Origin of the sequence: Prevotella sp. oral taxon 313 (assembly GCF_003043935.1) — a bacterium.
Classification (GTDB): Bacteria; Bacteroidota; Bacteroidia; order Bacteroidales; family Bacteroidaceae; genus Prevotella; species Prevotella jejuni.
In genome coordinates, this window is sequence record NZ_PYXE01000001.1 from 152,220 (window position 1) to 175,273 (window position 23,054).

9 protein-coding genes are annotated in these 23,054 nt (G+C 43.1%); 7 read left to right on the forward strand and 2 right to left on the reverse strand.

Translation table 11 applies throughout. The annotated features are described in order from the left end of the window. Positions 1 to 821: 821 nt before the first annotated feature. Positions 822 to 3,302, reverse strand: a complete 2,481-nt coding sequence (gene feoB / locus AXF23_RS00675; protein WP_009011702.1) for a ferrous iron transport protein B — start codon at positions 3,300 to 3,302, stop codon at positions 822 to 824. 1,790 nt (positions 3,303 to 5,092) lie between these two features. Here feoB and AXF23_RS00680 point away from each other — a divergent pair. Continuing rightward, entirely contained in the window at positions 5,093 to 5,515 is a 423-nt protein-coding gene (locus tag AXF23_RS00680) for a DoxX family protein (protein ID WP_107623938.1), read from the forward strand. 1,719 nt (positions 5,516 to 7,234) lie between these two features. On the opposite strand, the gene AXF23_RS00690 is transcribed toward AXF23_RS00680, so the two are convergent. Continuing rightward, entirely contained in the window at positions 7,235 to 8,659 is a 1,425-nt protein-coding gene (locus AXF23_RS00690; RefSeq protein ID WP_107623939.1) for an alanine/glycine:cation symporter family protein, read from the reverse strand. Positions 8,660 to 8,799: 140 nt separating this feature from the next. Here AXF23_RS00690 and AXF23_RS00695 point away from each other — a divergent pair, with 140 nt between their 5' ends. The 6 genes from AXF23_RS00695 (at position 8,800) to AXF23_RS00720 (ending at position 22,940) form a co-directional block, all read left to right on the forward strand. Next, positions 8,800 to 9,717 carry a YitT family protein gene (locus AXF23_RS00695; protein WP_107623940.1) on the forward strand — a complete coding sequence of 306 codons (918 nt, stop codon included), beginning with the start codon at positions 8,800 to 8,802 and terminating at the stop codon, positions 9,715 to 9,717. 22 nt (positions 9,718 to 9,739) lie between these two features. Next, entirely contained in the window at positions 9,740 to 10,834 is a 1,095-nt protein-coding gene (gene mnmA / locus AXF23_RS00700; protein WP_107623941.1) for a tRNA 2-thiouridine(34) synthase MnmA, read from the forward strand. Positions 10,835 to 12,141: 1,307 nt separating this feature from the next. After that, positions 12,142 to 13,740, forward strand: a complete 1,599-nt coding sequence (locus AXF23_RS00705; RefSeq protein ID WP_107625753.1) for a hypothetical protein — start codon at positions 12,142 to 12,144, stop codon at positions 13,738 to 13,740. Then, positions 13,740 to 16,115, forward strand: a complete 2,376-nt coding sequence (locus AXF23_RS00710) for a S8 family serine peptidase (RefSeq protein WP_107623942.1) — start codon at positions 13,740 to 13,742, stop codon at positions 16,113 to 16,115. The genes AXF23_RS00705 and AXF23_RS00710 overlap by 1 nt, the downstream gene beginning before the upstream one ends. Positions 16,116 to 16,231: 116 nt before the next feature. Beyond that, a complete protein-coding gene (locus AXF23_RS00715) occupies positions 16,232 to 19,945 on the forward strand; it encodes a DUF6383 domain-containing protein (protein ID WP_107623943.1) in 3,714 nt (1,237 codons plus the stop codon). A 1,294-nt stretch (positions 19,946 to 21,239) separates the two neighbouring features. Next, positions 21,240 to 22,940 carry a putative transporter gene (locus AXF23_RS00720; RefSeq protein WP_107623944.1) on the forward strand — a complete coding sequence of 567 codons (1,701 nt, stop codon included), beginning with the start codon at positions 21,240 to 21,242 and terminating at the stop codon, positions 22,938 to 22,940. Positions 22,941 to 23,054 lie beyond the last annotated feature (114 nt).

Here is a 23,054-nt window from a genome sequence, read left to right on the forward strand (position 1 = left end):
AGTCCTTTAACTGATTTTTGTTTATGACAAGTAAACTTATTGACAAATTAACAAAATTCTGTCTTCATTCGGCCTCACCCACAACACCAGCAAGCCACACCCACAAGCCCTCTCGGCCTCACCCCCACCCCCTCTCCGAATGGAGAGGGGCGTGATTACCGAAATAAACCTGTCATTAGGAATAACAAAACCAAATTCTATCGCCTTTACCGCAAAATTCTATTTATACTTTACACCCAGTCTTTATTTGTCATTATGTCATTCTGTCTCTAAAAAAACACTCTGTCATTACTCGTCCCTATGTTATTCTGTCTCTAAAAAACACTCTGTCATTATATGTCTCTATGTCATTCTGTCTCTAAAAAAACTCTGTCATTACTCGTCCCTATGTTACTCTGTCTCCAAACACCCCTCTGTCTCCATCTGTCACTATGTTACTCTGTCTCTAAAACATCCTCTGTCTCTATCTGTCACTATGTTACTCTGTCTCTAAAACATCCTCTGTCTCCATCTGTCACTATGTTACTCTGTCTCTAAAACATCCTCTGTCTCCATCTGTCACTATGTTATTCTGTCTCTAAAATATCCTGACTAAAACCCGTACAAATGTCTGACAAAAACACTGAGGGATATACATAAAAAGCAAGTCTATAACCCACCTATAATCAGTAAGTTATAGACCGCAAAGAAGAAGACGCCCTTCTTGAGGTAAGAAGGGCGTCTTCAACGCTTAAGAAGGGCATGTTCTTAAACCAAGAAGAGCGTCTTCTTAAATCTTAAAGAGAATGTATAGCTTTTATGTTATCTGTCTTTTCTTATCATCAGATGAACAACATACCCACTTGGAAGACCACCGCACTGACTATCCAGGCTAATGCTGTGGTGTATCCAGCAGCAAAGAGCGCCCATCCCCAACTACCTGTTTCACCCTTGATAGCCGCTATCGTTGCTACACAAGGGAAATAGAGCAGTACAAAGAGTAGGAAAGCAAAGGCCGTCAATGTTGCTATAGGCTCAGCTTCCTCATAGCTTACATGGTGCATGGTTGCCACATCCTTTGTTATTAGATTATGTAGTTTGGAGTATTTACCCACCTCACTACTATAACCACTGTCGTCAGAGAAGCTATCATCATTAGAATAGAGCACACCCATTGTTGATGCTACAATCTCCTTCGCACCCATACCTGACAGCAAGCCGACATCCAATTGCCAACTAAAACCTTGTGGACGAAATACGGGTTCGACGGTTTTACCGATTCTGCCGATATAACTCTGCTCCTGTCGAGCCTGTTTCCCCATGTTCGGATCATCTGGAAGAGGGAAATAGCCTAAGGCCCACACGATAATAGAAGCTACGAGAATGATACCTCCCATCTTCTTGAGATACTGCTTACCCTTCTCCCATGTATGGCGACCAATAGCTTTCCATGTTGGGAAACGATAAGGGGGTAGCTCCATCACAAAGGGAGTGTCCTCTCCTTTTACTACAAAGGCAGAGAAGAGACGACTCATCACTACTGCCATCAACACACCTATTATATATAAGGAGAGCATGGCCAGCGAACGATACTTCAAGGCAAAGAACGAGCCTGTAATCATCACATAGATTGGTAGACGAGCCGAACAGCTCATCAAAGGGAGTATCAGCATTGTCACCAACCTGCTCCTCCGGCTTTCTATCGTACGTGTTGCCATCACGGCAGGTACGTTACAACCGAAGCCCATGATAAGTGGGATGAACGACTTACCATGTAGTCCCATCTTGTGCATAAGCCTGTCCATGATGAAGGCGGCACGTGACATATAGCCACAGTCCTCCATATAGGAGATGAAGAAATAGAGTATCAAGATCTGAGGGAGGAATACGATAACGGCACCTACACCACCGATTATACCGTCGACAATCATATCCTTCACCGGACCGTCAGGCATATTCGTAGAGACAAACTGCCCTAACCAGCCCACACCTGCCTCAATCCAGTCCATCGGATACTGTCCGATGACAAAGGTAGCAGTGAACATTACCAACAAGACAAGGAAGAAGATTGGGAAACCAAAGTATTTGTTTGTCAAGACATGGTCGATAACATGGGTGGTCTGATAGGTGTCTTTCTTATCTCCTGTCGAGTAGTTCGCCTCTTTCAGTGCTCCATTAATAAAGCCATACTTGGCATCCATTATCGCAGTCTCGCTGTCATTGCCTGTCTCTTCCTTAACTCTTGCAGCCGCTGTATCACGATGTTTGAATATCTCGACCGAGTCGCCTAACGGACTAATGAGCTGTTCTACATCCTTGTCATGCTCTAACAGTTTGATTGCGAGATAACGGGTTGAATAGCGCCGATAAAGTTCTGGGTACTTCTTCAGGTGCTCTTGCATCTCTTCAATACCATGTTCTATCTCATGACCATGGTTGATATGGATGTGACGAAACTTCAGTGACTCGTCTTCTGTACCTTCATAAACGGCTATTATCTGTCGGAAGAGTTCTTGTACGCCCCTGCCATTGGTGAACACCGTCGGTATCATCGGTATTCCAAAGAGCTCTGAAAGCTTCTGTGCATCAATATGGTCGCCACGTTGTTCTGTCTCGTCATACATGTTAAGGGCACAAACCATACGTATGTGCATATCTATCAACTGGGTTGTCAGATAAAGGTTGCGCTCAAGGTTTGAGGCGTCTATCACATTGATGACGACATCTGGCGTCTTGTCTACCAACTGTTTACGCACATAGAGTTCCTCCGGACTATAAGCCGAAAGACTATAAGTGCCGGGAAGGTCTACGAGGTTGAACTCGTAACCATCAAAGGAAGCATGCCCCACCTTCGCATCTACCGTCACTCCCGAGTAGTTTCCTACTCGCTCGTGTGCACCTGATGCAAAGTTGAAGAGCGATGTCTTACCACAGTTCGGATTACCGACAAGGGCCACATTGATGGTGCGGCTCTTTTGTTCTACGGCATCTGACAGCTTCTCTGGGGTTAGTTCTTTGTCGGTACTATCGTAGGATGTAGAGCCAGCTGATTGCTCACTTTCCTCATACTCTACGTCTTCTACCTGCGCAGGGTCGACTGTGTCGGGCAATACTTCTATCTGGTCGGCCTCGCTATGACGGAGACTAACCTCATAGCCCATAATTTTGTATTTGACAGGGTCGTGCAAAGGCGCATTGAGCAACACCTCAACAGTCTTGCCTTTGATAAATCCCATCTCTATTATTCGTTTCCTAAATCCACCGTGTCCCGATACCTTTACGATAACACCAGTTTCTCCTGTCTTCAATTCTGATAGTTTCATAAGCCTCAATCATCATTTTAATTCTTATCCAAGAATTATCGTTACTTATTCTTAGTTCGCCATGTGTAGCAAGCTACTCGTCTACTTCTTCTCTCGTAGACTCGTCTACTTGTACATATTTGAACAAACAAAGGTAATGAAAAAAAACAAGATAGAAAGTGTTTACAAGAAAAATACCTAATAATGGGGATGGCTAACGACCCTAAACAATGGTTTTAGCTGCTCTATTCCTCACTATAATAACAACACAAGAAGTGGCTTTTGCTGTTCTATTCCTATCTATAATAACAACGAAAGATTCGCTTGCGAAAGGAGCTAATAAAATGTCTCTAAGCTGACAAGAAACATTACTTAATATACAAAAAAAGTTTTATTTTGTTTTGCTGTCACATTTAACATTTCACGTAACTATACTGTAAACAAACAAGTTAACATTCCTCTCCGACTGACAGTAATGACAGCAAATTTCGTTTTAGGTTTTTTCTTGGTTATTAGAACACAGCGATAACAACTCTATCGACAAATGAAACCAAACCTACAAAGCCTATCATCAATGCAAATGTATTATTTCTTGATTTCATTACTTATAAGTTTAATTCCTTAGACTTGTTATGGTTGGACTGATGTTGACGTACCTGATGCCGTGTAAGTCTCCCCATCCAAATCCTCTTCGGGGGTAGGAACGAATGGTGTAACGTCTGTGGTAAAAGTGAGTTCATGCTTAGATTATGCCAAAATCGTCTCTGCCTCTACAATGTTATATACATTGATAGTGGGCGAAAAATACTTCTGTTTCATTCTTTTTAATAGCTATCTTTGTTTTATAAATTACGTTTTCTTGCTCATGTGAGCGATAAAACAGAGGAATGAATAATAGTTATTCTTGTCCTATACAATTGTGACTAAACTGTTTATGTGGCGTAAGAATTATCTTAGTTAGGCATGTTAAGCGGTTACGAAGTTACTACATTTATTACAGATTATCAATGAAATAGACTGAATGTTTAATGTATTTTAACCACATAAAAATACTATAAGATTTCCAAAAAAGTCACGGAAGCCTTGGTTTTAGTTGGCTTTTTGGTCAATTATAAGGTTTTGTCTTATTGCTCACGGACATACCAAAAAGTAGGTATAAACACTGAGATACACGCTCGCTGTGGCACGATATTAATATTACTAATGCAGTTTGGCAAACTATGAAACAATCGACTTTGTAAAGATAATTCATCTTCTTAAAACCAGACTACGGTCTTTAAGGATTAAGAATACGCCTTTCTTGCTCGAAGAAGACGCCCTTCTTGGATGTAGAAGATGCCCTTCTCCACCCTTGAAAGGCAGCTTCTTCTTTACTACTACTTAAATTATTGAATACAAAAGAGTTACAACACCAATAGAGACTACTATCCCCATCCTAAAAGAAGAACACGAATACGTAGTTTTGTAAATATATTTTATTATAAACAAAAGCAGCGTTTTCTGTTTATCTCAGCCTTACAAACGACAAATACGCAATTTCTCAACCATATAATAGACAGACTTTCTGGCACAGAAACAGGGAGAGCAAGCCGAGAAAAGAGGGTCGCCAAGATACCACATAGATGGTATTTTCATCGTCTTCGATAAACTTTTACAGCGTTTTTATGGATAGAAAAGAGAATTATCCCTATCTTTGCAACTGTTAAAATGATAAATTCAGTGCTATTAGTCACACACAGCTACATTTATATAAAAGGTGGGATTGGTGCGCACTACAAGTTGAACAACATAAAAAGAAAGGATTATACGATATGAAAACAGTAGAATTATTATTCCCAAAGGTTGAGAGTACAAAGGCATCCCTCCTTTTGTTGGCATCACGTCTCGTGTTCGGTTTGACCTTTGCGAGCCACGGCCTCGACAAACTGCAGCATTTCGCAGACACTGCAGCACATTTCCCTGCACCCTTCGGGTTGAGTGGTGAGGTAGCTGTAGGACTAAGTATTTTCGGCGAGTTGGTATGCGGTTTGGCTTTTGTCTTCGGTTTTCTCACACGATTAACACTGTTGCCGATGATATTCACCATGATAGTAGCCTTCACAACCGTCCATGGCGGTTCGGTTAGCGGTGGCGAGTTAGCCTTCCTCTACCTTGTCATCTTCGTCCTCTCATGGTTCGCTGGTGCTGGTAGATTCTCTGTTGATGGCATCATCAGAAGCAAATTTTCCCATTAAGAGGTAACCAGCTTCGTAGCGATTCATCCGTTTACTCTGGGAGAGATGATCTGTGAGTTCTGTGAGAGAAAAAACTCCCCAGCGAATTGCTTGTGTGTCATCTCATAGGGTGGGGGCATTCTCTTTCTCACAGAATTACACAGAAGAACAGAACACACAAGGTTCAGTGAAGATAGTGGCCCCTCCCCCGTCCCCTCCCCCGAAGGGAAGGGGAGTAATCACCGAGATACCCCTACAAGGAGGATGTGCGTCTCGTTCTATTATCTTACTGGCTGTCTTGTAGGGGTAACCTCACATACTACGCCCCTCCCTGCGGGGGAGGGGTTGGGGGAGGGGCCACTATCTTGTGGGCTCGAAATGTGCGTCAAAAGGTTCTGTTAAATCTGTGAGTTCTGTGAGAGAAAAACCTCCCCAGCGAGTTGTTTGTGTGTTATCTCATAGAGTGGGTGCGTTCTATTTCTCACAGAAAGACACAGAAGAACAGAACACACAGTATTTCACAGAGACATTAAGTCAACCGATATCACAGAGCGTTACAGCCAACATTAGCTGAAACGTTCTGTGAATTCTGTATGCCGGAGGCGTTCTGTGGGCTCGAAATGTGCGCCAAAAACCTCCGTGAACTCTGTGCGCTCTGTGAGAGAAAAAACGCCCCCACCGAGTCTCGCAATTGTACTTTTTCTCACAGATAACACAGATGAACAGAACACACAGCATTCCACAGAGACATTAAGTCAACCGATAACACAGAACCTTACAGCCAACGTTAGCTAATCGTCAACACCTAACACTCAACACTCAACACCCGTCTTTAGCTGTAACGTTCTGTGAATTCTGTATGCCGGAGGCGTTCTGTGAGTTCGAAATAGTGCGCAAAAAGGGTCTGTTAGATCTGTGAGTTCTGTGAGAGAAAAACTCCCCAGCAAGTCTCATAGGCCTAATCTCATCGAGAGGGTGCGTTCTATTTCTCACAGAAGCACACAGATGAACAGAACACACAGCATTCCACAGAGACATTAAGTCAACCGATATCACAGAGCCTTACAACCAACAGAAGCCTCACCCCCAGCCCCTCTCCGAATGGAGAGGGGAGTGATCACCGGGATACCCCTACGTTTCCTCCGTATGTTAAGCAGCTTATCTCCTATCATTAGCAGGCCAATAGGGGTAACCTCACATACTACTCCCCTCTCCATTCGGAGAGGGGCTGGGGGTGAGGCCTCTGTGTTCTCTGTATGCCGAAGGCCTTCTGTGTGCTCGAAATGTGCGCCAAAAACCTCCGTGAACTCTGTGCGCTCTGTGAGAGAAAAAACTCCCCAGTGTGAGAGAAAAACTCCCCCACCGAGTTGCTTGTGTGGCATCTCATAGAGTGGGTGCGTTCTTTTTCTCACAGAGGAACACAGATGAACAGAACACACAGCATTCCACAGAGACATTAAGTCAACCAATATCACAGAGCCTTACAGCCTTCATTAGCTGAAACGCTCTGTGTTTTCTGTATGCCGGAGGCCTTCTGTGGGCTCGAAATGTGCGCCAAAAACCTCCGTGAACTCTGTGCGCTCTGTGAGAGATAGAAATACCCTCCGTGAGAGAAAGAAATACCCTCCGTGAGAGAAAGAAATACCCACTGTGAGAGAAAGATACTCCCAACAATCTCACGCAGCATAAACCTAAAAAAGGAAAAGAGCTTACCACCAGCACAAGTAAGCCCCTTCCCTCCTACCAACATTCAATATCTTTTTCGATATCAGGCATTGTCTCGCGTTTGAAGACAGGACTCTTCACACCTGCCCGCTTCTGTTGTCGATAGTCATCGAGTAGGCGGAAGGCATATTTACCAAGTGTGATGATGGCTATAAGATTGCATATTGTGACGAGCGCCATAAAGAAGTCGCCAATACTCCATACAAGGTCAAGACTGGCGATAGCACCAAACATCACCATCAAACCGCCTGTGATGATACGCAGAACGAGGATGGCTGAAGGACGCTGGGTGAGGAAGCGCACGTTAGCCTCACCATAATAATAGTTTCCAATAATACTACTAAACGCAAAGAAGAAGATAGCGATAGCAACAAATATCGGTCCACTCGAGCCTACCTCATGCTCTAAGGCATTCTGTGTAAGCATAATACCCGACGCTGAACCGTCTGTATAAAGTCCGCTAATGATAATAATAAAAGCCGTACAACTACAAACGAGCAGCGTATCAGTGAACACTCCGAGCGATTGAATAAGTCCTTGTTTGACGGGATGGGTCGTTGATGCGGTCGCAGCAATGTTCGGTGCCGATCCCTCACCAGCCTCATTACTAAACAGTCCACGCTTTATTCCATTCATCATCGTGGCTCCTAATCCGCCACCTGCAAGCTGTTCAAAGCCAAAAGCATTCTCTACGATAAGGCGGAAGACGTGTGGGATGAGTTGAATATTCATAACGATAACCACCAAGGCAAGGACGACATAGCCCACTGCCATCAATGGAACGAGGACACTACTAACCTTCGCAATGCGCTGAATACCACCGAAGACGATGACCAAAGAGAGTACTGCAAGGGCAACACCCATCCATGTGGGATTGATAGAAAAAGCCTTCTGCATTGCACCACATATCGTATTGCTTTGTATGGAGATATAAGCCATACAGAAAGTCATCGTTATCAGGATGGCAAAAAGCTTCGACATCCATTTGCAATGCATACCATGAAGGATGTAATAGGCTGGTCCACCAATGAACGAGTCGGCATGGCGACGCTTATACAATTGGGCCAGCGTAGACTCGATAAAGGCCGTGGCCGACCCCAGGAGAGCGATGACCCACATCCAGAAGACGGCCCCCGGACCGCCAATGGCTATGGCACTCGCCACACCAGCAAGGTTTCCTGTACCCACACGGGACGCAATAGAGACTGCAAAGGCTTGAAAGGAAGATACATGCTTCTCCCCTTTATCGTGTGTATCAGTCGATTCACCCAAGAGGCGAACCATCTCACCTACCATACGAAACTGCACGAAATGCGTACGAAACGTAAACCATAACGCACAGAGAATAAGTGCCGCAACAAGAATATACGACCATGTAAAATCATTGATTGACACGATGCTCTTATTCAACCATCCGTCAGCAGAAAAGATCTCAACCATAGTATAATCGGTTTATTACTGACCACAAAAATAATAAAAACATCTGAAAGTTGCCCTATTATCCCATAAAAGTTTTGCTATTCACTTGACATTCACAATATTTTCACTAACTTTGCACAAAGCTAATGGTTGACAAACACATGGTAAGAAAAAGAAAGAATAAGTTAAGAGATGTACGCGAGTTCCTGATGATTGCGTTAGCTATGCTCATTGGGAGTTTCGGCTGGTGTGCTTTTCTGTTGCCCCACCACATTACAATAGGTGGTATTGCGGGTATTGCGTCTGTCATTCAGTGGGGTTTCAACATCCCAGTGCAGTACACCTACCTTATTATTAATGGCATACTGCTCTTTGTCGCGTTAAAGATATTGGGTTGGAAGTTCTGCGTAAGGACAATCTTTGCCGTATTGGTCTTTGCCTTCTCGACATCAGTATTGCGTGAGGCCTTCGCCGGCCATCCCTTGTTCTCTGACGAGCCATTCCTTGCCTGCGTCGTAGGTGGTGTGCTCTTAGGGGTCGGAGTGAGCATTGCTCTGCAGTATAATGCCAGTTCGGGTGGTTCAGATGTTATTGCCGCAATGATTCATAAGTACCGAGATATATCGCTCGGACGTGTCATCTTGGCATGTGACCTTTGTATCATCACCTCCAGTTATCTTGTATTAGAGAACTGGGAGAAGGTTATCTATGGTTATATTGTCCTCTTTGTGATGACCTACGTGGTAGACTATCTTATCAATGGTATGCGTGGCTCGGTGCAGTTCTTTGTCATCTCCGAACATTGGGGAGAGATAGGTTCAGCCATAAACAACGATGTCGACCGTGGTTGTACGGTCATTGAAGCACGCGGATTCTACACGGGTAAGAAGGTGGGAATGCTCTTTGTCATCGCACGACGGTCTGAAGCCCACTCTATCTATCAAGTGATTGACGAGATAGACCCTAACGCCTTTGTTTCACAAGGTGCTGTCAACGGTGTCTATGGCATGGGATTTGATAGAATGAAGGTGGCCCACAAGAAGAAAGCGGCCGACGAGAAAGTAAAAGAAAAAGTATAAGTAAGAAGGGAAGAAAGTAAAGATGGATATTCAGGAACTCGAAGGTAAGCGTATTGCCGTTCTCCTTTCTGGAGGCGTCGACAGCTCAGTTGTGGTCTATGAGTTTGCACGCTTAGGACTACATCCCGACTGTTTCTATATAAAGATAGGACCAGAAGAGAAAGAGGACTGGGACTGCAACTCAGAAGAAGACCTTGAGATGGCTACGCTTGTGGCACGTCGCTTTGGCTGTAAGTTGGAGGTCATCGACTGTCATAAGGAGTATTGGGACCAGGTGACACGCTACACTATGGAGAAGGTGAAGGCTGGCTTTACACCAAACCCAGACGTTATGTGCAACCGACTGATAAAGTTTGGGGCCTTTGATGAGAAGAAGGGACATGACTATGACCTCATCGCAACGGGCCATTATGCACAGACTGAGTGGATTGATGGGCGTAAGTGGCTCACAACAAGTCCTGACCCAGTGAAAGATCAGACCGATTTCTTGGCACAGATTTACGACTGGCAGCTGAAGAAAGCAATCTTCCCTATTGGCCACTACGAGAAGAATGAGGTGCGAGAGATTGCCGAACGAGAGAATCTCATCAATGCCCATCGCAAGGATTCGCAGGGTATCTGCTTCCTTGGGAACATCGATTATAACGAGTATGTACGTCGTTATTTAGGCGAACAAATAGGCGACGTCATCGAACTTGAGACGGGAAAGAAGATAGGCGAGCACAAGGGACTATGGTTCCATACCATCGGGCAACGTAAAGGGCTCGGTCTTGGCGGTGGCCCTTGGTTTGTGATTAAGAAAGATGTAACTAAAAATATCCTATATGTAAGTCATGGTTACGACCCTGCTACAGCCTATAAAAAAGATTTCCCGCTCCATGACTTCCATTTCTTAACAGAAGGTATTACAACCTTACCAGAGAAGATTACCTTCAAGATTCGCCATACACCTGAGTACCATCCAGCAACTGTTAATCAGTTGTCGGACGGTAGGTGTTTGATTCACTCTGCCAAAAACATCCATGGGGTGGCCCCTGGACAGTTCTGTGTTGTCTATGATGAACACCATCACCGATGCTTTGGGTCAGGCGAAATAGCGTTGTCAGTGGACGAGTGAACGAGTGGAACTGTTAGCAAGTTGACGAGTTAACGGGTAGACAGGGTATGTCTTTTGCTGATAAGTAGACAGGGTAACAGGTAAACAGGGGGTTTTTTGTAAGTAAACAAGTTGACGAGTTAACGGGTAGACAGGGTATGTCTTTTGCTGATAAGAAGACAGGGTAACAGATAAACAGGAGTTTTTTGTAAGTTAACAAGTTGACGAGTTAACGGGTAGACAGGGTATGTCTTTTGCTGATAAGTAGACAGGGTAACAGGTAAACAGATTTTGTCGTAAGTGGACAAGTAGACAAGGTAACAGATAAACAGGCTTCGCTACATGGTAACAAATTGATAAAGTAACGAGCTTAAAAGTTATATCTCTAACAAAGGATATATTTTTCTCTCACAGAGCACACAGAGTTAACAGAGTATTTTTGCGCACAGTTTCGAGCCCACAGAAGGCCTTCGGCATACAGAGATCACAGAGCGTTACTGCTAAAGATGGGTGTTGGGTGTTGGGTGTTAGGTGTTGATGATTAGCTAACGTTGGCTATAAGGTTCTGTGAAATCGGTTGACTTAACTCCATTTCACTCCCCTTCACTCCTTAACTCCTTCATACTTTATCTCCATTCCACTCCCCTTCACTCCTCAGCTCCTTCACCACTTGTTAAGAATTTTCGCTTCTTTCGGACTGAACATACGCCTTTCATGGGTGAAGAAGAGGCCCTTCAACGTTCAAGAACAGGCTCTTCTTGCATGTAGAACATGCCCTTCTTGAGGCAAGAAAGGCATGTTCTACAAAGCAACTTGTAATATACTGATTTATTGAACGTTATCACATCACATGCACAAGACTTTATCCTCGGATTTAGAGAGTATGATAGTCGACGTATTGTAATACTTTTTTATCATCAATAGGTTCCTTTACACTATGATGAACGGGTATATAGACTATGTCGACTCATTGTTAATAAGCTAATTATCCCATATTTTAACAATCAGCTAAAGCGTCAGCTTAGATATGTGTATTCTGTCGACTCGTCGACTAAACCCGCTTATTTTATAACAACAAGTGTTTTAGTTACGATTTTGTTTGAAATAGATACAAATAAGACTAATTATGAATTAAAATATAATTTTAAGCGAAAAAACTTTGTTCTAACCATAAATAATAACTACTTTTGCAATAGATTTATAAAAGAACAAATAACCTGTAAAAGTGTTTGCTCGGTATTTATCACAACAACTCCTCTGCTTTTAGTGCAGAAACCATAGTGAAAAAGCTTATATCCGATATTTGGTCAATAATAAAATATATGTCTATGAAGCAGGTTTACTCTTATCTATTTTTAGTACTATTGGTGTTCTCATCAGTAAACGCAAAGGCTGATACGCCCGTTAAAATCAATATTGATGATGTTAATAGAGTTACCGTGAAGGTTAATTATGTCCCAGTGGCTGACCTTGCCAATGGTACAAACACGGTTAATGTACCTCAATATGCCTCTTTAAGTATAGAGGCTAAGGAGGGTTACTACCTTAAGGATGTTACAAAACAAGGTAAAGACGGAGCAGTTATAGCTCAAAACATTTCAAATCTCACGTCTTGCAATATCTATCTATCAGATGCTGACAAGAATATACTCATTAAGGTTAAGAGTGGAGTCTTAGCTGATGTTCGCACAGGTTCATGCTCTGTAAAGGTCGATAATGCCTCAAAAGTGAGGGTATCTCGCTATGAGTCACACACGTCAGTAGCGTTGAAAAATGGTGAAAACATTGTAAAATGGATTCCTAATACCGAGAAAACGCTTGTGATAACCAATGCTAATTATAGCGATGCCCCTATATATAAGGTGACAGTCGACGGTAATGACGTAGCTTCTTCGGGTGGTCAATACTTTGTAACGCTGGAAGCAGGCTGTGTTGTAGATATCAAAGCCGATTATCCAGACGTATCTTATCCAGTGAAGTTCAACTTTTCTAACGAGGCTGCGAAGGGTGTTATCTCAAAGGTAATGGCTGATGGTGTGGAAGTTAAGAACTACAATGACGCCGATTTCAAGCTCAAAGCAGGAACGAAACTATCCTTAACTTTCGACCAAAGCAACTATGCCTTAGATGCTTTTAAGGTCAATGGGACTGCCGTTACGATATATGGTAACTACGAATGTTACGTGAAAGACAATCTTGTCTTTGATGTTCAGGCACATAAATATGCTACTGTAAAGGCTGTGTTGACTGTTGACAACGCAGCAAATATCACCGCTTATGAGGGACAAAGCTATAATAATAAGGTGATAACCCTACAGAATGGCAGCAATAATATAGAGTTAGGTGAGAAGAACAACCTTATCCAAATAAAGCCAAATAGCGGTTGTAAGATTGAGTCACTGAAGGTAAATGGAAATCCCGTAACCGCCAATTACGAAGGAGCATACGAGATAAGATTAACCGAAGGAATGACGATTGAGGTTACGACATCAGCCATTGTACGCGACCAGAAGGCAACAGTTTTCATTGACGACATCAGCCTTGCGAACTATGGATTCAACTTCTATCGCTCTGACCACTCAACGGTAAAGATGCAGACAGGTGAAAACACCGTCATGTTCTCAGCCGACGACCATCACTTCATGCTTGGTGCATACGGCAACGACTTGAGTAAGATGGTGGTTAAACTCAATGGAACGAAACTTAACCCACCTTATCCTGGCGGCACAAGCTTTGAGTTTGATTTGAATAATGGCGACCGTCTGGAGGTCTTACTCAAGGGCGAAACAGATGGCATTGAAGCCATAGAAGCCGTAAAACAAGGTAAGGCTGTAGTCTATCGCCTTGATGGAACACGTGTAGAAGGTAGTCAGCTACCTAATGGAGTCTACGTAATTAATGGTAAAAAGATTATAATAAAGAAGTGATGAGAAAATTTCTACTTACAGTATTAAGTATCTGTACGGCAGGAATGGCATTCGGTCAGTCGAAGCTCGACTTACAAAGTCAGTTGGAACTGTATAAGCTCCGCAATACAGCCATACCTACGTACAATAGTCGAACACGCGCGTTTGAACGACCTAAGAGTGTACCAGAAAACACAATGGCAATGGTCGAAATGAAGGATCAGAACGACCGAGCAGACTTAGAAGCACAAGGAGTAAAGGTGTTGCGAGTACGTGGTAATATCGCTATTGTCGTAGCTCCAATAAAAGACATAGAGCGTATTTCAGCCTTGAAGTGCGTTCGTCGTATGGAACTCCCACGTCGTGTCTATCAGAAGATGGATGTCGTTCGTAAGGAGATTGGTGTCGATAAGATTCACCAAGGTGTCGACCTCCCGCAGGCTTACACTGGTAAAGGGGTTGTAACGGGTATTGTTGACGGTGGTATTGACCCTAACCATATCAACTTCCTCAAGCCAGACGGTAGCACACGATTTGGTTATATCAGTAAGATTACAGCCAGTCAGTCGAATAAGGATGGTTATCAATTTGATAACTATTACCCTCGTGCCGTACTTGACACCCTGACTAATCGTGATAACGCATACGCTATTGAGGACTTTACGACCGATTCCTACACTACATTCCATGGTACTCACACTACAGGAATCATGGCGGGTGGATACAAAGGCGATATCACCTATGCTAAGACTAACGATAACGACAAGTCTTATAAGGTGGTTGGTCCTAATCCTTTCTATGGCTGTGCAACAGAGTCAGAACTTGTGGCTTCATGCGGAGACTTGCGTGACCAGTATATTGCATTTGGTGTTGATGATGTCGTACAGTATGCACAACTATCAGGAAAGAAGCCTAAACCATGTGTTATCAACCTTTCATTAGGTAGTAACATTGGTGTACACGACTCTACAAGTGTAATGAATCGCTTCCTTGCAGAGGAAGGAAAGCACGCTATTATCTGTGTTGCTGCTGGTAACGAGGCTAACATGGGCATCGCATTAAAGAAGGATTTTGATGCTGCGGGAGAGACAGTTAAGACCTTCCTTACGCCAATGCAGCCAGATAGTTTAAGTTCTGGAGGTAAGACCTACTATAATCTTCGTAACGGACAGATAGCTGCTTATAGTAATGACTCTACTGCGTTCGAGCTACAAATAGTTGTTACTAACACGAAGCGTGGCAATAAAGCTGCTGTTAGAATCCCTCTTCCAAATAATACAAAAGGCCAACCTATAACCTACGCATCAGGTGGTGACTATTCAATGTCAGGTGCTGTTATCAACCAAACCTTTGCGAAAGCGTTCGATGGATACGTCACAGCAGCTTCTATGATAGACCCTGAAACAGGCCGTTACTACGCTATGGCACAGATAATGACCAGTGATAACCAGAAAACTAACCAAGACGGCAACTATAAACTGGCGTTGGAAATAAAGAGCAAGAAGCCAGGACAGCGTGTTGAAGTTTACAGTGATGCACAGTTTATCTACTTCGATAGCAACAAACAGGAGGGTTTCGTAAGTGGAACACGCAATGGTTCTATCAGTGATATGGCATGTGCTGCAAACATCGTTACTGTTGGTAGCTACAATGTACGCAACCACTGGTCATCTCTCGACGGCTTTGTTTATGGCTACAACAAGCGAGGTGACGAAGATGACTTCCCTGAAGGCGAGGCTTCACGCTTCTCTTCTTTCGGTACATTAGCCGATGGTAGAAATCTTCCACACGTATGTGCTCCGGGCGCATCTATCATCTCTTCTGTCAATACATACGCTGTAGAGAATCCCGACTTAGGCTATGGTGACATGGCATTGCAGGGTAAGTTGGAGAAAGGTGGTAAGAAATACTACTGGCATCAATCACTTGGTACATCCATGGCTACGCCTGTTGTGGCTGGTGCTATTGCCCTCTGGCTTGAAGCGAACCCAAGTTTGACAGTCAAGGACGTAATCCGTATCATCCAGCAGACCGCTCGCAAGGATAAGTATGTTACTGGTACAGGTGACCCAGTACAGTGGGGAGCAGGTAAGTTTGACGCTTACGCTGGCTTAAAGCAGGTACTAAAAGAAAAGGAAACCGATGGTATTAATGGCGTGAAATACGCTGAGAGTCAAGAAGTACCTGTCATCACAATGACTGGCGAACGCTCTTTTTCAGCCTTCCTTGCTGGTGCAAAGCAACTGAACTTACGTGCTTATTCACTCAGCGGACAGTTAGTTCACTCGCTCTCAGCACAAGGTGACGAACTCAATGTTAATGCTTCTTCATGGAACAAGGGCGTTTACTTGATTCAAGTAAATGGTGGTAAGGCACAGCGTATCGTTATCTATTAAGGCTTGATAAAGGTCGGATAATATTCCCAAAGGATAGGAAGAACACTCCTCATCCTTGGGAATACGATAATTAATCACATGCTATAATATAAGAAAACTATAATATTTATAAATATATGAAGCATAAATTTACTTTTCTGCCATCCTTTCTTCTCTTAGTGATGGCAATGTTTTGGAGCTCGCTTGCTGCCCATGCGCAAGACGATCAACAGATCATCAAGTTCCATACTAACATTCCTGCTAAGGCTAAAAGTAGTGGAATTACAGCACAAGTATCCTTTGTGTTGGGCGCAAAAGACAATGCAACTACCGTTAGCATCGATTGTGGTTCAGGTGACGAAGAGTTCGATGTGAATAAAACCATAGTAGAGAATGAGAATGGCGAACAGACCATGAAAGGCTCTCTCTACACTGGTACAGTGTCAGATGATGGGTGGGTAACGATTAAGGGTGACCCAGCTAACATCTATTACTTTAATGCCTCTGGTAACGAGATCGACCAGATTGAGTTTAATGACAACCTAAAGCTACAAGTATTAAACTTGGAGCATAACAGCTTAAAGTCACTCAATATTGATAAGTTACAGAGCCTAAGTGTTATCTACCTGCAGGACAATCCGTTCACAGCCGAGACTCCATTGATGATTGGTCGTATGCCTAATCTTATGGTGTTGGAGGTTCCACAGATTGGACATATCTCTCCTAACTTCACACTGAAGAACTTTCCTAAGCTCCGTTCGTTTGATGCCTACCACACACTCAGCCTTAAGGTAGCAGACCCAACAGAGTGTCCTCTGCTGCAGCGATTGAGCCTTGACATGACAAGCGTGGAGAGTGTAGACCTCTCAAAGAACCCATTACTGCAAATACTCAACGTGGGTGACTCTCGTGTCAAGACCCTTGACCTTAGTCATAACCCTGAGATTACACAGCTCTACATCTCTCACTCTTCTGGAGCAGTCAATACTGACGTAAAGTTTGAGACCATTGATGTGTCTCACTGTCCGAAGCTCTACTACTTCTATTGTGGTGGTAACAACTTGAAAGAGCTTGATTTAAGAAACAATCCAGAGCTCTTCACACTCTCTTGCGACCGTAACCTCCTACGGAGCCTTGACGTTAGTCAGAACGTAAACCTATATAGTGTCAACGTAAGATACAACTACATGGACTTTGCTACACTGCCAGAACCAGGCAACTGGTTTGAGTATTACCACGAGCAAAACCCTATGGAGTTGAACGATACATATAAGGTAGGTGATGTCATCGACCTTAGCAAGCGTGTACTTCGTCCAAAAACAACGACTCAGGCAAGGCTTTACCGTGTTCCAAAGGCCGACCCAACAAAGCCTGTAGAGTTGGATGACAGCTATTACTCATACGAGGCTGGTAAGGTGACATTGAAGAAAGCACTTAATGATCAGGTCTTTGTACAGTTCACGAATAGCCGCCTTAAAGACTACCCTATCCGTACTGAGAACTTCAGAATAAAGACTGTTGCCGAGTTTGGAAAGGACGAGAAGGCTGTTGAAATGTCAAGTCTTGGATCTGAAGGCGACCCAGTTAACATGTCAGTGGGTATCCTTGGTGCTACTGCAGCTAATCCTGTAACAGTAAAGGTTGACTTAGGTAATGGAGAGACAAAGCCATTCCAGATTAAGGAAGAGCGTCCTGCTACACCTAACATTGCTACTACACGTACTGGCGCAGGTAACATTATCGTATATGTTCCACAAGATAAGTACGTAACAAGTCTTGAGTCTAACGGTCAATACATTGATAACATCGACCTCTCTGCACTTACAGAACTTCGCATACTGACGCTGAAGAATGCAGGTCTTACTACTATTGACCTCTCTTACAACAATAAGCTTGAGAAGCTCGACTTATCTAACAATCAGCTAAGACGTGTTGATCTCCGTGGTCCATCATCTTACTTTAATAAGAGTAATTTGACTGATATCAACATTAGTAATAACCAGATTGACTCATTACTCTACTATACCATCTATGGTGTAACGAAGCTGAATGTAAGTCATAACAATCTGAACAAGCTGGATCTTAAGGATGCCGACAACTTGCGTATGCTTGATATCTCTTACAATAAGTTCACTCGTCTCCTCCTTAACCACAGTGAACTGATAGAAGACGTCAATGTTGCTAACAACGAGTTGACCGAGATTGGAATACCAAGCGTTGCACCTGTAAAGAAGTTGAACATCAGTGGCAACTATTTCACATTGGCTAATATGCCTAACGACTTCGGCCTTTCTCGTGGCAACTTCATCTATGCTCCGCAGCACGTTCTACAGATTTCAACCTCTTCACCAGGTATCGACCTCTCTGAACAGTACATCACAAAGAATGGTGCTAAGACTCAGTTTGTATGGAAGAAGAAGGATGGTACACCGTTACAGTTGGGTACAGACTATACCATTACCGATGGTTCTGCTAAGTTCAAGAACCTTGCGCTCGACTCTATCTATTGTGAGATGACGCATGCAGCCTACCCTGATTTCGAAGGCCAGAACGTCTTCAAGACAACATACGTTCATCCTATCGCCTTCCCTAAATATGAGTTGGCATCATTTACTACTGTCAACCAGACTGATAGCGTGGCGCTTTCTCTCGCAAGCTATGTTCCTGGTAAGTCTGTCTACATCGAATGGGAGGGTAATGGTAACGTCACACAGTATGCACTTGGAGAGACTTACAAGCTCTTCCGAGCTAAGTCAAAGCCAAATACAAAGGTACGTGTACTTGTTGCTGAGCCTGATGATAAGGTGAAAGTCTTCAGTATCTCAAACGTTAAGATGGCCGATGCTGACTTCACTGGTATGAAGGAAGCAAAGCTTATCACTGTTTCGAAGGCAGGACTTACAACTATTAAGCTCCCTGTAGCACCAAACCTTACCGACTTGAACCTTGATGAGAATGAGTTGACAGACGTTGACTTGTCACCGTTCCCAAAGCTTTTCTCAGTTTCATTGATTGGTAATAAGATTAAGAACTTCGACTTATCAAAGGCGCCAAGCCTTAATGTTGCTTACCTATCAAGCAACAAGATGAAGGATATCAAACTTGATAACCCTATGCTTTGGAACCTTGACTTGAGCAATAACGAGCTCGAAAGCGTATCACTCGACAAGCTTCCTCAGTTGGAGCAGTTGTGGTTGAACGCTAACAAACTTACAAAGGTTGACGTGTCAAAGAATACTAATCTTAGAGTTCTCAACGTTGTTGGCAACCGTCTGAAGTTCTCTACAATGCCATTGCCAAGCAACAACGGCAGGCGATTTGATAAATACTCTTACAACCTTCAGGCACCAATTGATGTTAAGTGCGTTGATGGTAAGGTCGATCTCAGCTCTGAGGCGGTTGTAGGAGGTGAGCCTACTACCTACCGCTGGTTCGATGGCAATGTGCAATATGTTGATGGTCAGTTACAAGGTGAAGAGCTTACAGCCAACGACGAGTACACCGTTGAGAATGGTGTAACTACTTTGAAGCTTAGTGAAACCTTCACGAAACTTGTTTGTGTGATGGCAAACGATAACTTCCCTAATGCCCTTCTCCACACAAACTACATCACATTCACTCCTTCAACAGGCATTGATAATGTCAGTGCAGATAAGGATATTAAGATCCAGTTCTACGATGGTGCTATTAATATCTTGGGTGCAAAGAATGCTACAACAGCTATCTACACTATCGATGGTAAGCTCGTTTACCAAGCTAAGATTGCTGACGACAGCACTCGCATCTCCCTCGCTCGTGGTACCTACATCGTACGTGTAGGCAACAAGGCTGCAAAGATTAGCGTTAAGTAAGAACGATAACACGTAAATAAAAAGTCCCCTTGTTGGTTGCTGAACACTTGTTCGGCAAACAAACAAGGGGATTTCTTTGTCTAATTACCCCACCCTATACCCTCTGTCATAAGCAACGAACTAAACTCATGAAAGGCTTGGTCATAAGTTTCTAAAAACCTTTGTTATAAACGTCAGAACACTTCACTATAAGTATCAGAAAGCTTTACTATTATCATCTGAGAAACCTTCTTGTAAACCTTTTTCGCTCTACTCCCTCCCTGTACACGCCCGTCAACATTCAAGAAGACGCTCTTCTTGCTTCAAGAACATGCCCTTCTTGCATGTTGAAAACGCCCTTCTTGATGCTTATTAGGCGTCTTCTTCTTTGCTACCTATAACCAACTGAATACATGATAGTTACATACTACGCTTTTATACATATCCCCATTCTTTATCCCAGAGCCTTATACGCATCATTGTCAAGACTTTTCAACACGATACAGACAGAATAAATGAGAGACAGAGTAACATAAGGACAAATAAAGACAGAGGAAGTTTTTGAGACAGAATAACATAGGGACGGATGGAGACAGATGATTTTTTTGAGACAGAATGACATAATGACAAATGGAGACAAATGATTTTTTTGAAGACAGAATGACATAATGACAAATGGAGACAAATGATTTTTTTGAAGACAGAATGACATAATGACAAATGGAGACAAATGATTATTTTTGAGACAGAATGACATAATGACAAATGGAGACAAATGATTTTTTTGAGACAGAATGATATAATGACAAATGGAGACAGATGATTTTTTTGAAGACAGAATGACATAATGACAAATGGAGACAAATGATTATTTTTGAGACAGAATGACATAATGACAAATGGAGACAAATGATTTTTTTGAGACAGAATGATATAATGACAAACGAAAACAGAGGATGGTTCGTACTACGAATGACGCGAATAACACGAATGTAAACTATGAAATCAACCATAAACGGGCTTGTGAGGAAGATGAACGAGATATTATATAGATGTGAAACCATATATTATATAATGATGAGCTAACTATTACATACGTCTACAAAAACCTATTGACTATCAGGAGAAAACAGGTGTAAAGGCAAGGAGAGGAGGCTACCCTTCTATCCTAACTATTCTTATCATTCTGATTGATAGTCATCTACAAATATTGTACATTGTACCAACAAAAAACTTCAGCGTCCTAAAAATTGTCATAAAAGATTAGTTTATATTCTTTTAAATCACTACCTTTGCACCCACTAAACAATACCTTATGGACTGGTTAATTGATATTTTCTCAACAGCAAAACAGGATACGGTAGCACATATCGTGTTGCTTTATTCGATTGTCATTGCCGTAGGTGTACTACTTGGCAAGATTAAGATTGGAGGTATCTCACTTGGAGTAACCTTCGTTTTGTTCGTCGGCATTGCAGCCGGAAGCATTAAATTCACAGGACCACTCCCTGTGTTAAGTTTCTTACAAGACTTTGGATTGATTCTATTCGTCTTTATGATAGGTCTGCAAGTAGGGCCGGGTTTCTTCGAGAGCTTCGGTAAAGGTGGACTAAAACTTAACATTCTCGCCTCGGTGACAATCCTTCTTAACATCCTCGTGATGTTTGCGTGCTACTTTATCTTCTTCGACACGAAAGACTCAAGTAGCCTTCCTATGATGGTAGGTACGCTCTATGGTGCCGTAACAAACACCCCTGGTCTTGGTGCAGCGAATGAGGCTTTACACAGCGTCTTTAAGAACGGGATGGATTTCGACATCACTTCCGGTTATGCTTGTGCCTATCCTTTGGGTGTCGTAGGTATTATCGGTGCAACAATTGCTATACGTTATATCTGTAAGGTAAACCTCGAAGAAGAGAATGAGAAGCTGAATGAGGAAGAAGCAGAGAACCCAAATGCAAAACCTCACACCATGTATCTGAGGGTACAAAACGCTTATATCGCAGGCCGAAAGCTCAAAGAAATATCAGAGTTCCTCAACCGCGATTTCGTTTGTACACGTCTTATGCACAATAACGTACTCAGTGTTCCTACTTTAGACAATGTCTTTGAGTTGGGTGATGAGATACTTATCGTTAGTGCAGAGGTTGACGCACAGGCTATCCAAGCCTTCATTGGTCCAGAGATTGAGGTAGACTGGCATGAGGAAGACCAGCCTCAACCACTCGTTAGTCGCCGTATTATCATCACCAACAGTTCTATCAACGGTAAGACCTTAGGCAATCTACACTTCCGTTCAGTCTATGGCGTGAACGTGACACGTATCATCCGCCAAGGTATGGACCTCTTTGCGGGTCGTAACCACCGCTTTATCGTTGGCGACCGCATCATGGTTGTTGGTCCAGAAGAGAATGTAAACCGTGTAGCAGAGATGATGGGTAACTCCGAGAAACGCCTCTATGCACCAAACATCGCAACTATCTTTATCGGTATCATGGTAGGTATTCTCTTTGGAAGTCTGCCTATCAGCATCCCTAACATGCCTGTAGCTATGAAGCTCGGCTTGGCTGGTGGTCCGCTAATCATAGCCATTCTCTTAGGTCGTTTCGGCCATCGTATAGGTCTTGTCACCTATACAACGACATCAGCCAACCTGATGTTACGTGAGATGGGATTGGCCCTCTTCCTTGCTTCCGTGGGTATCAAGGCTGGCGCAGGGTTCTGGAATACGGTTATCCAAGGAGACGGTTTGAAGTATGTTTACACTGGTTTCCTCATCACCATCATCCCAATTCTTATCGTAGGAACCATCGCACGAATGAAGTATAAGTTCAATTACTTTACAATCATGGGTATGTTGGCCGGTACCTATACCGACCCTCCAGCATTGGGTTACGCTAACTCCATCTGTTCAAGCGAGGCTCCAGCTATCGGATACTCAACTGTTTATCCGCTCAGTATGTTCCTAAGAATCTTTATGGCACAAGTGATAATACTCTTCTTCTGCCATCCTTAAAATGAGAAACAGCATTATTTAGAATAAAAAAGAGTTGGGTGTATCAGCAATCTGATGCACCCAACTCTTTTTGATTATCCACGAGAAAGAAAGAAGAAAGCAACGGTCTCCATC

What these genes read in the sequence shown, in the direction of transcription:
- mnmA (WP_107623941.1), top strand. Translation starts at nt 9,740, where the DNA reads ATGGATATTCAGGAACTCGAAGGTAAGCGTATTGCCGTTCTCCTTTCT.
- AXF23_RS00715 (WP_107623943.1), top strand. Translation starts at nt 16,232, where the DNA reads ATGAAGCATAAATTTACTTTTCTGCCATCCTTTCTTCTCTTAGTGATG.
- AXF23_RS00690 (WP_107623939.1), bottom strand. Translation starts at nt 8,659, where the DNA reads ATGGTTGAGATCTTTTCTGCTGACGGATGGTTGAATAAGAGCATCGTG.
- AXF23_RS00720 (WP_107623944.1), top strand. Translation starts at nt 21,240, where the DNA reads ATGGACTGGTTAATTGATATTTTCTCAACAGCAAAACAGGATACGGTA.
- feoB (WP_009011702.1), bottom strand. Translation starts at nt 3,302, where the DNA reads ATGAAACTATCAGAATTGAAGACAGGAGAAACTGGTGTTATCGTAAAG.
- AXF23_RS00710 (WP_107623942.1), top strand. Translation starts at nt 13,740, where the DNA reads ATGAGAAAATTTCTACTTACAGTATTAAGTATCTGTACGGCAGGAATG.
- AXF23_RS00680 (WP_107623938.1), top strand. Translation starts at nt 5,093, where the DNA reads ATGAAAACAGTAGAATTATTATTCCCAAAGGTTGAGAGTACAAAGGCA.
- AXF23_RS00695 (WP_107623940.1), top strand. Translation starts at nt 8,800, where the DNA reads ATGGTAAGAAAAAGAAAGAATAAGTTAAGAGATGTACGCGAGTTCCTG.
- AXF23_RS00705 (WP_107625753.1), top strand. Translation starts at nt 12,142, where the DNA reads ATGAAGCAGGTTTACTCTTATCTATTTTTAGTACTATTGGTGTTCTCA.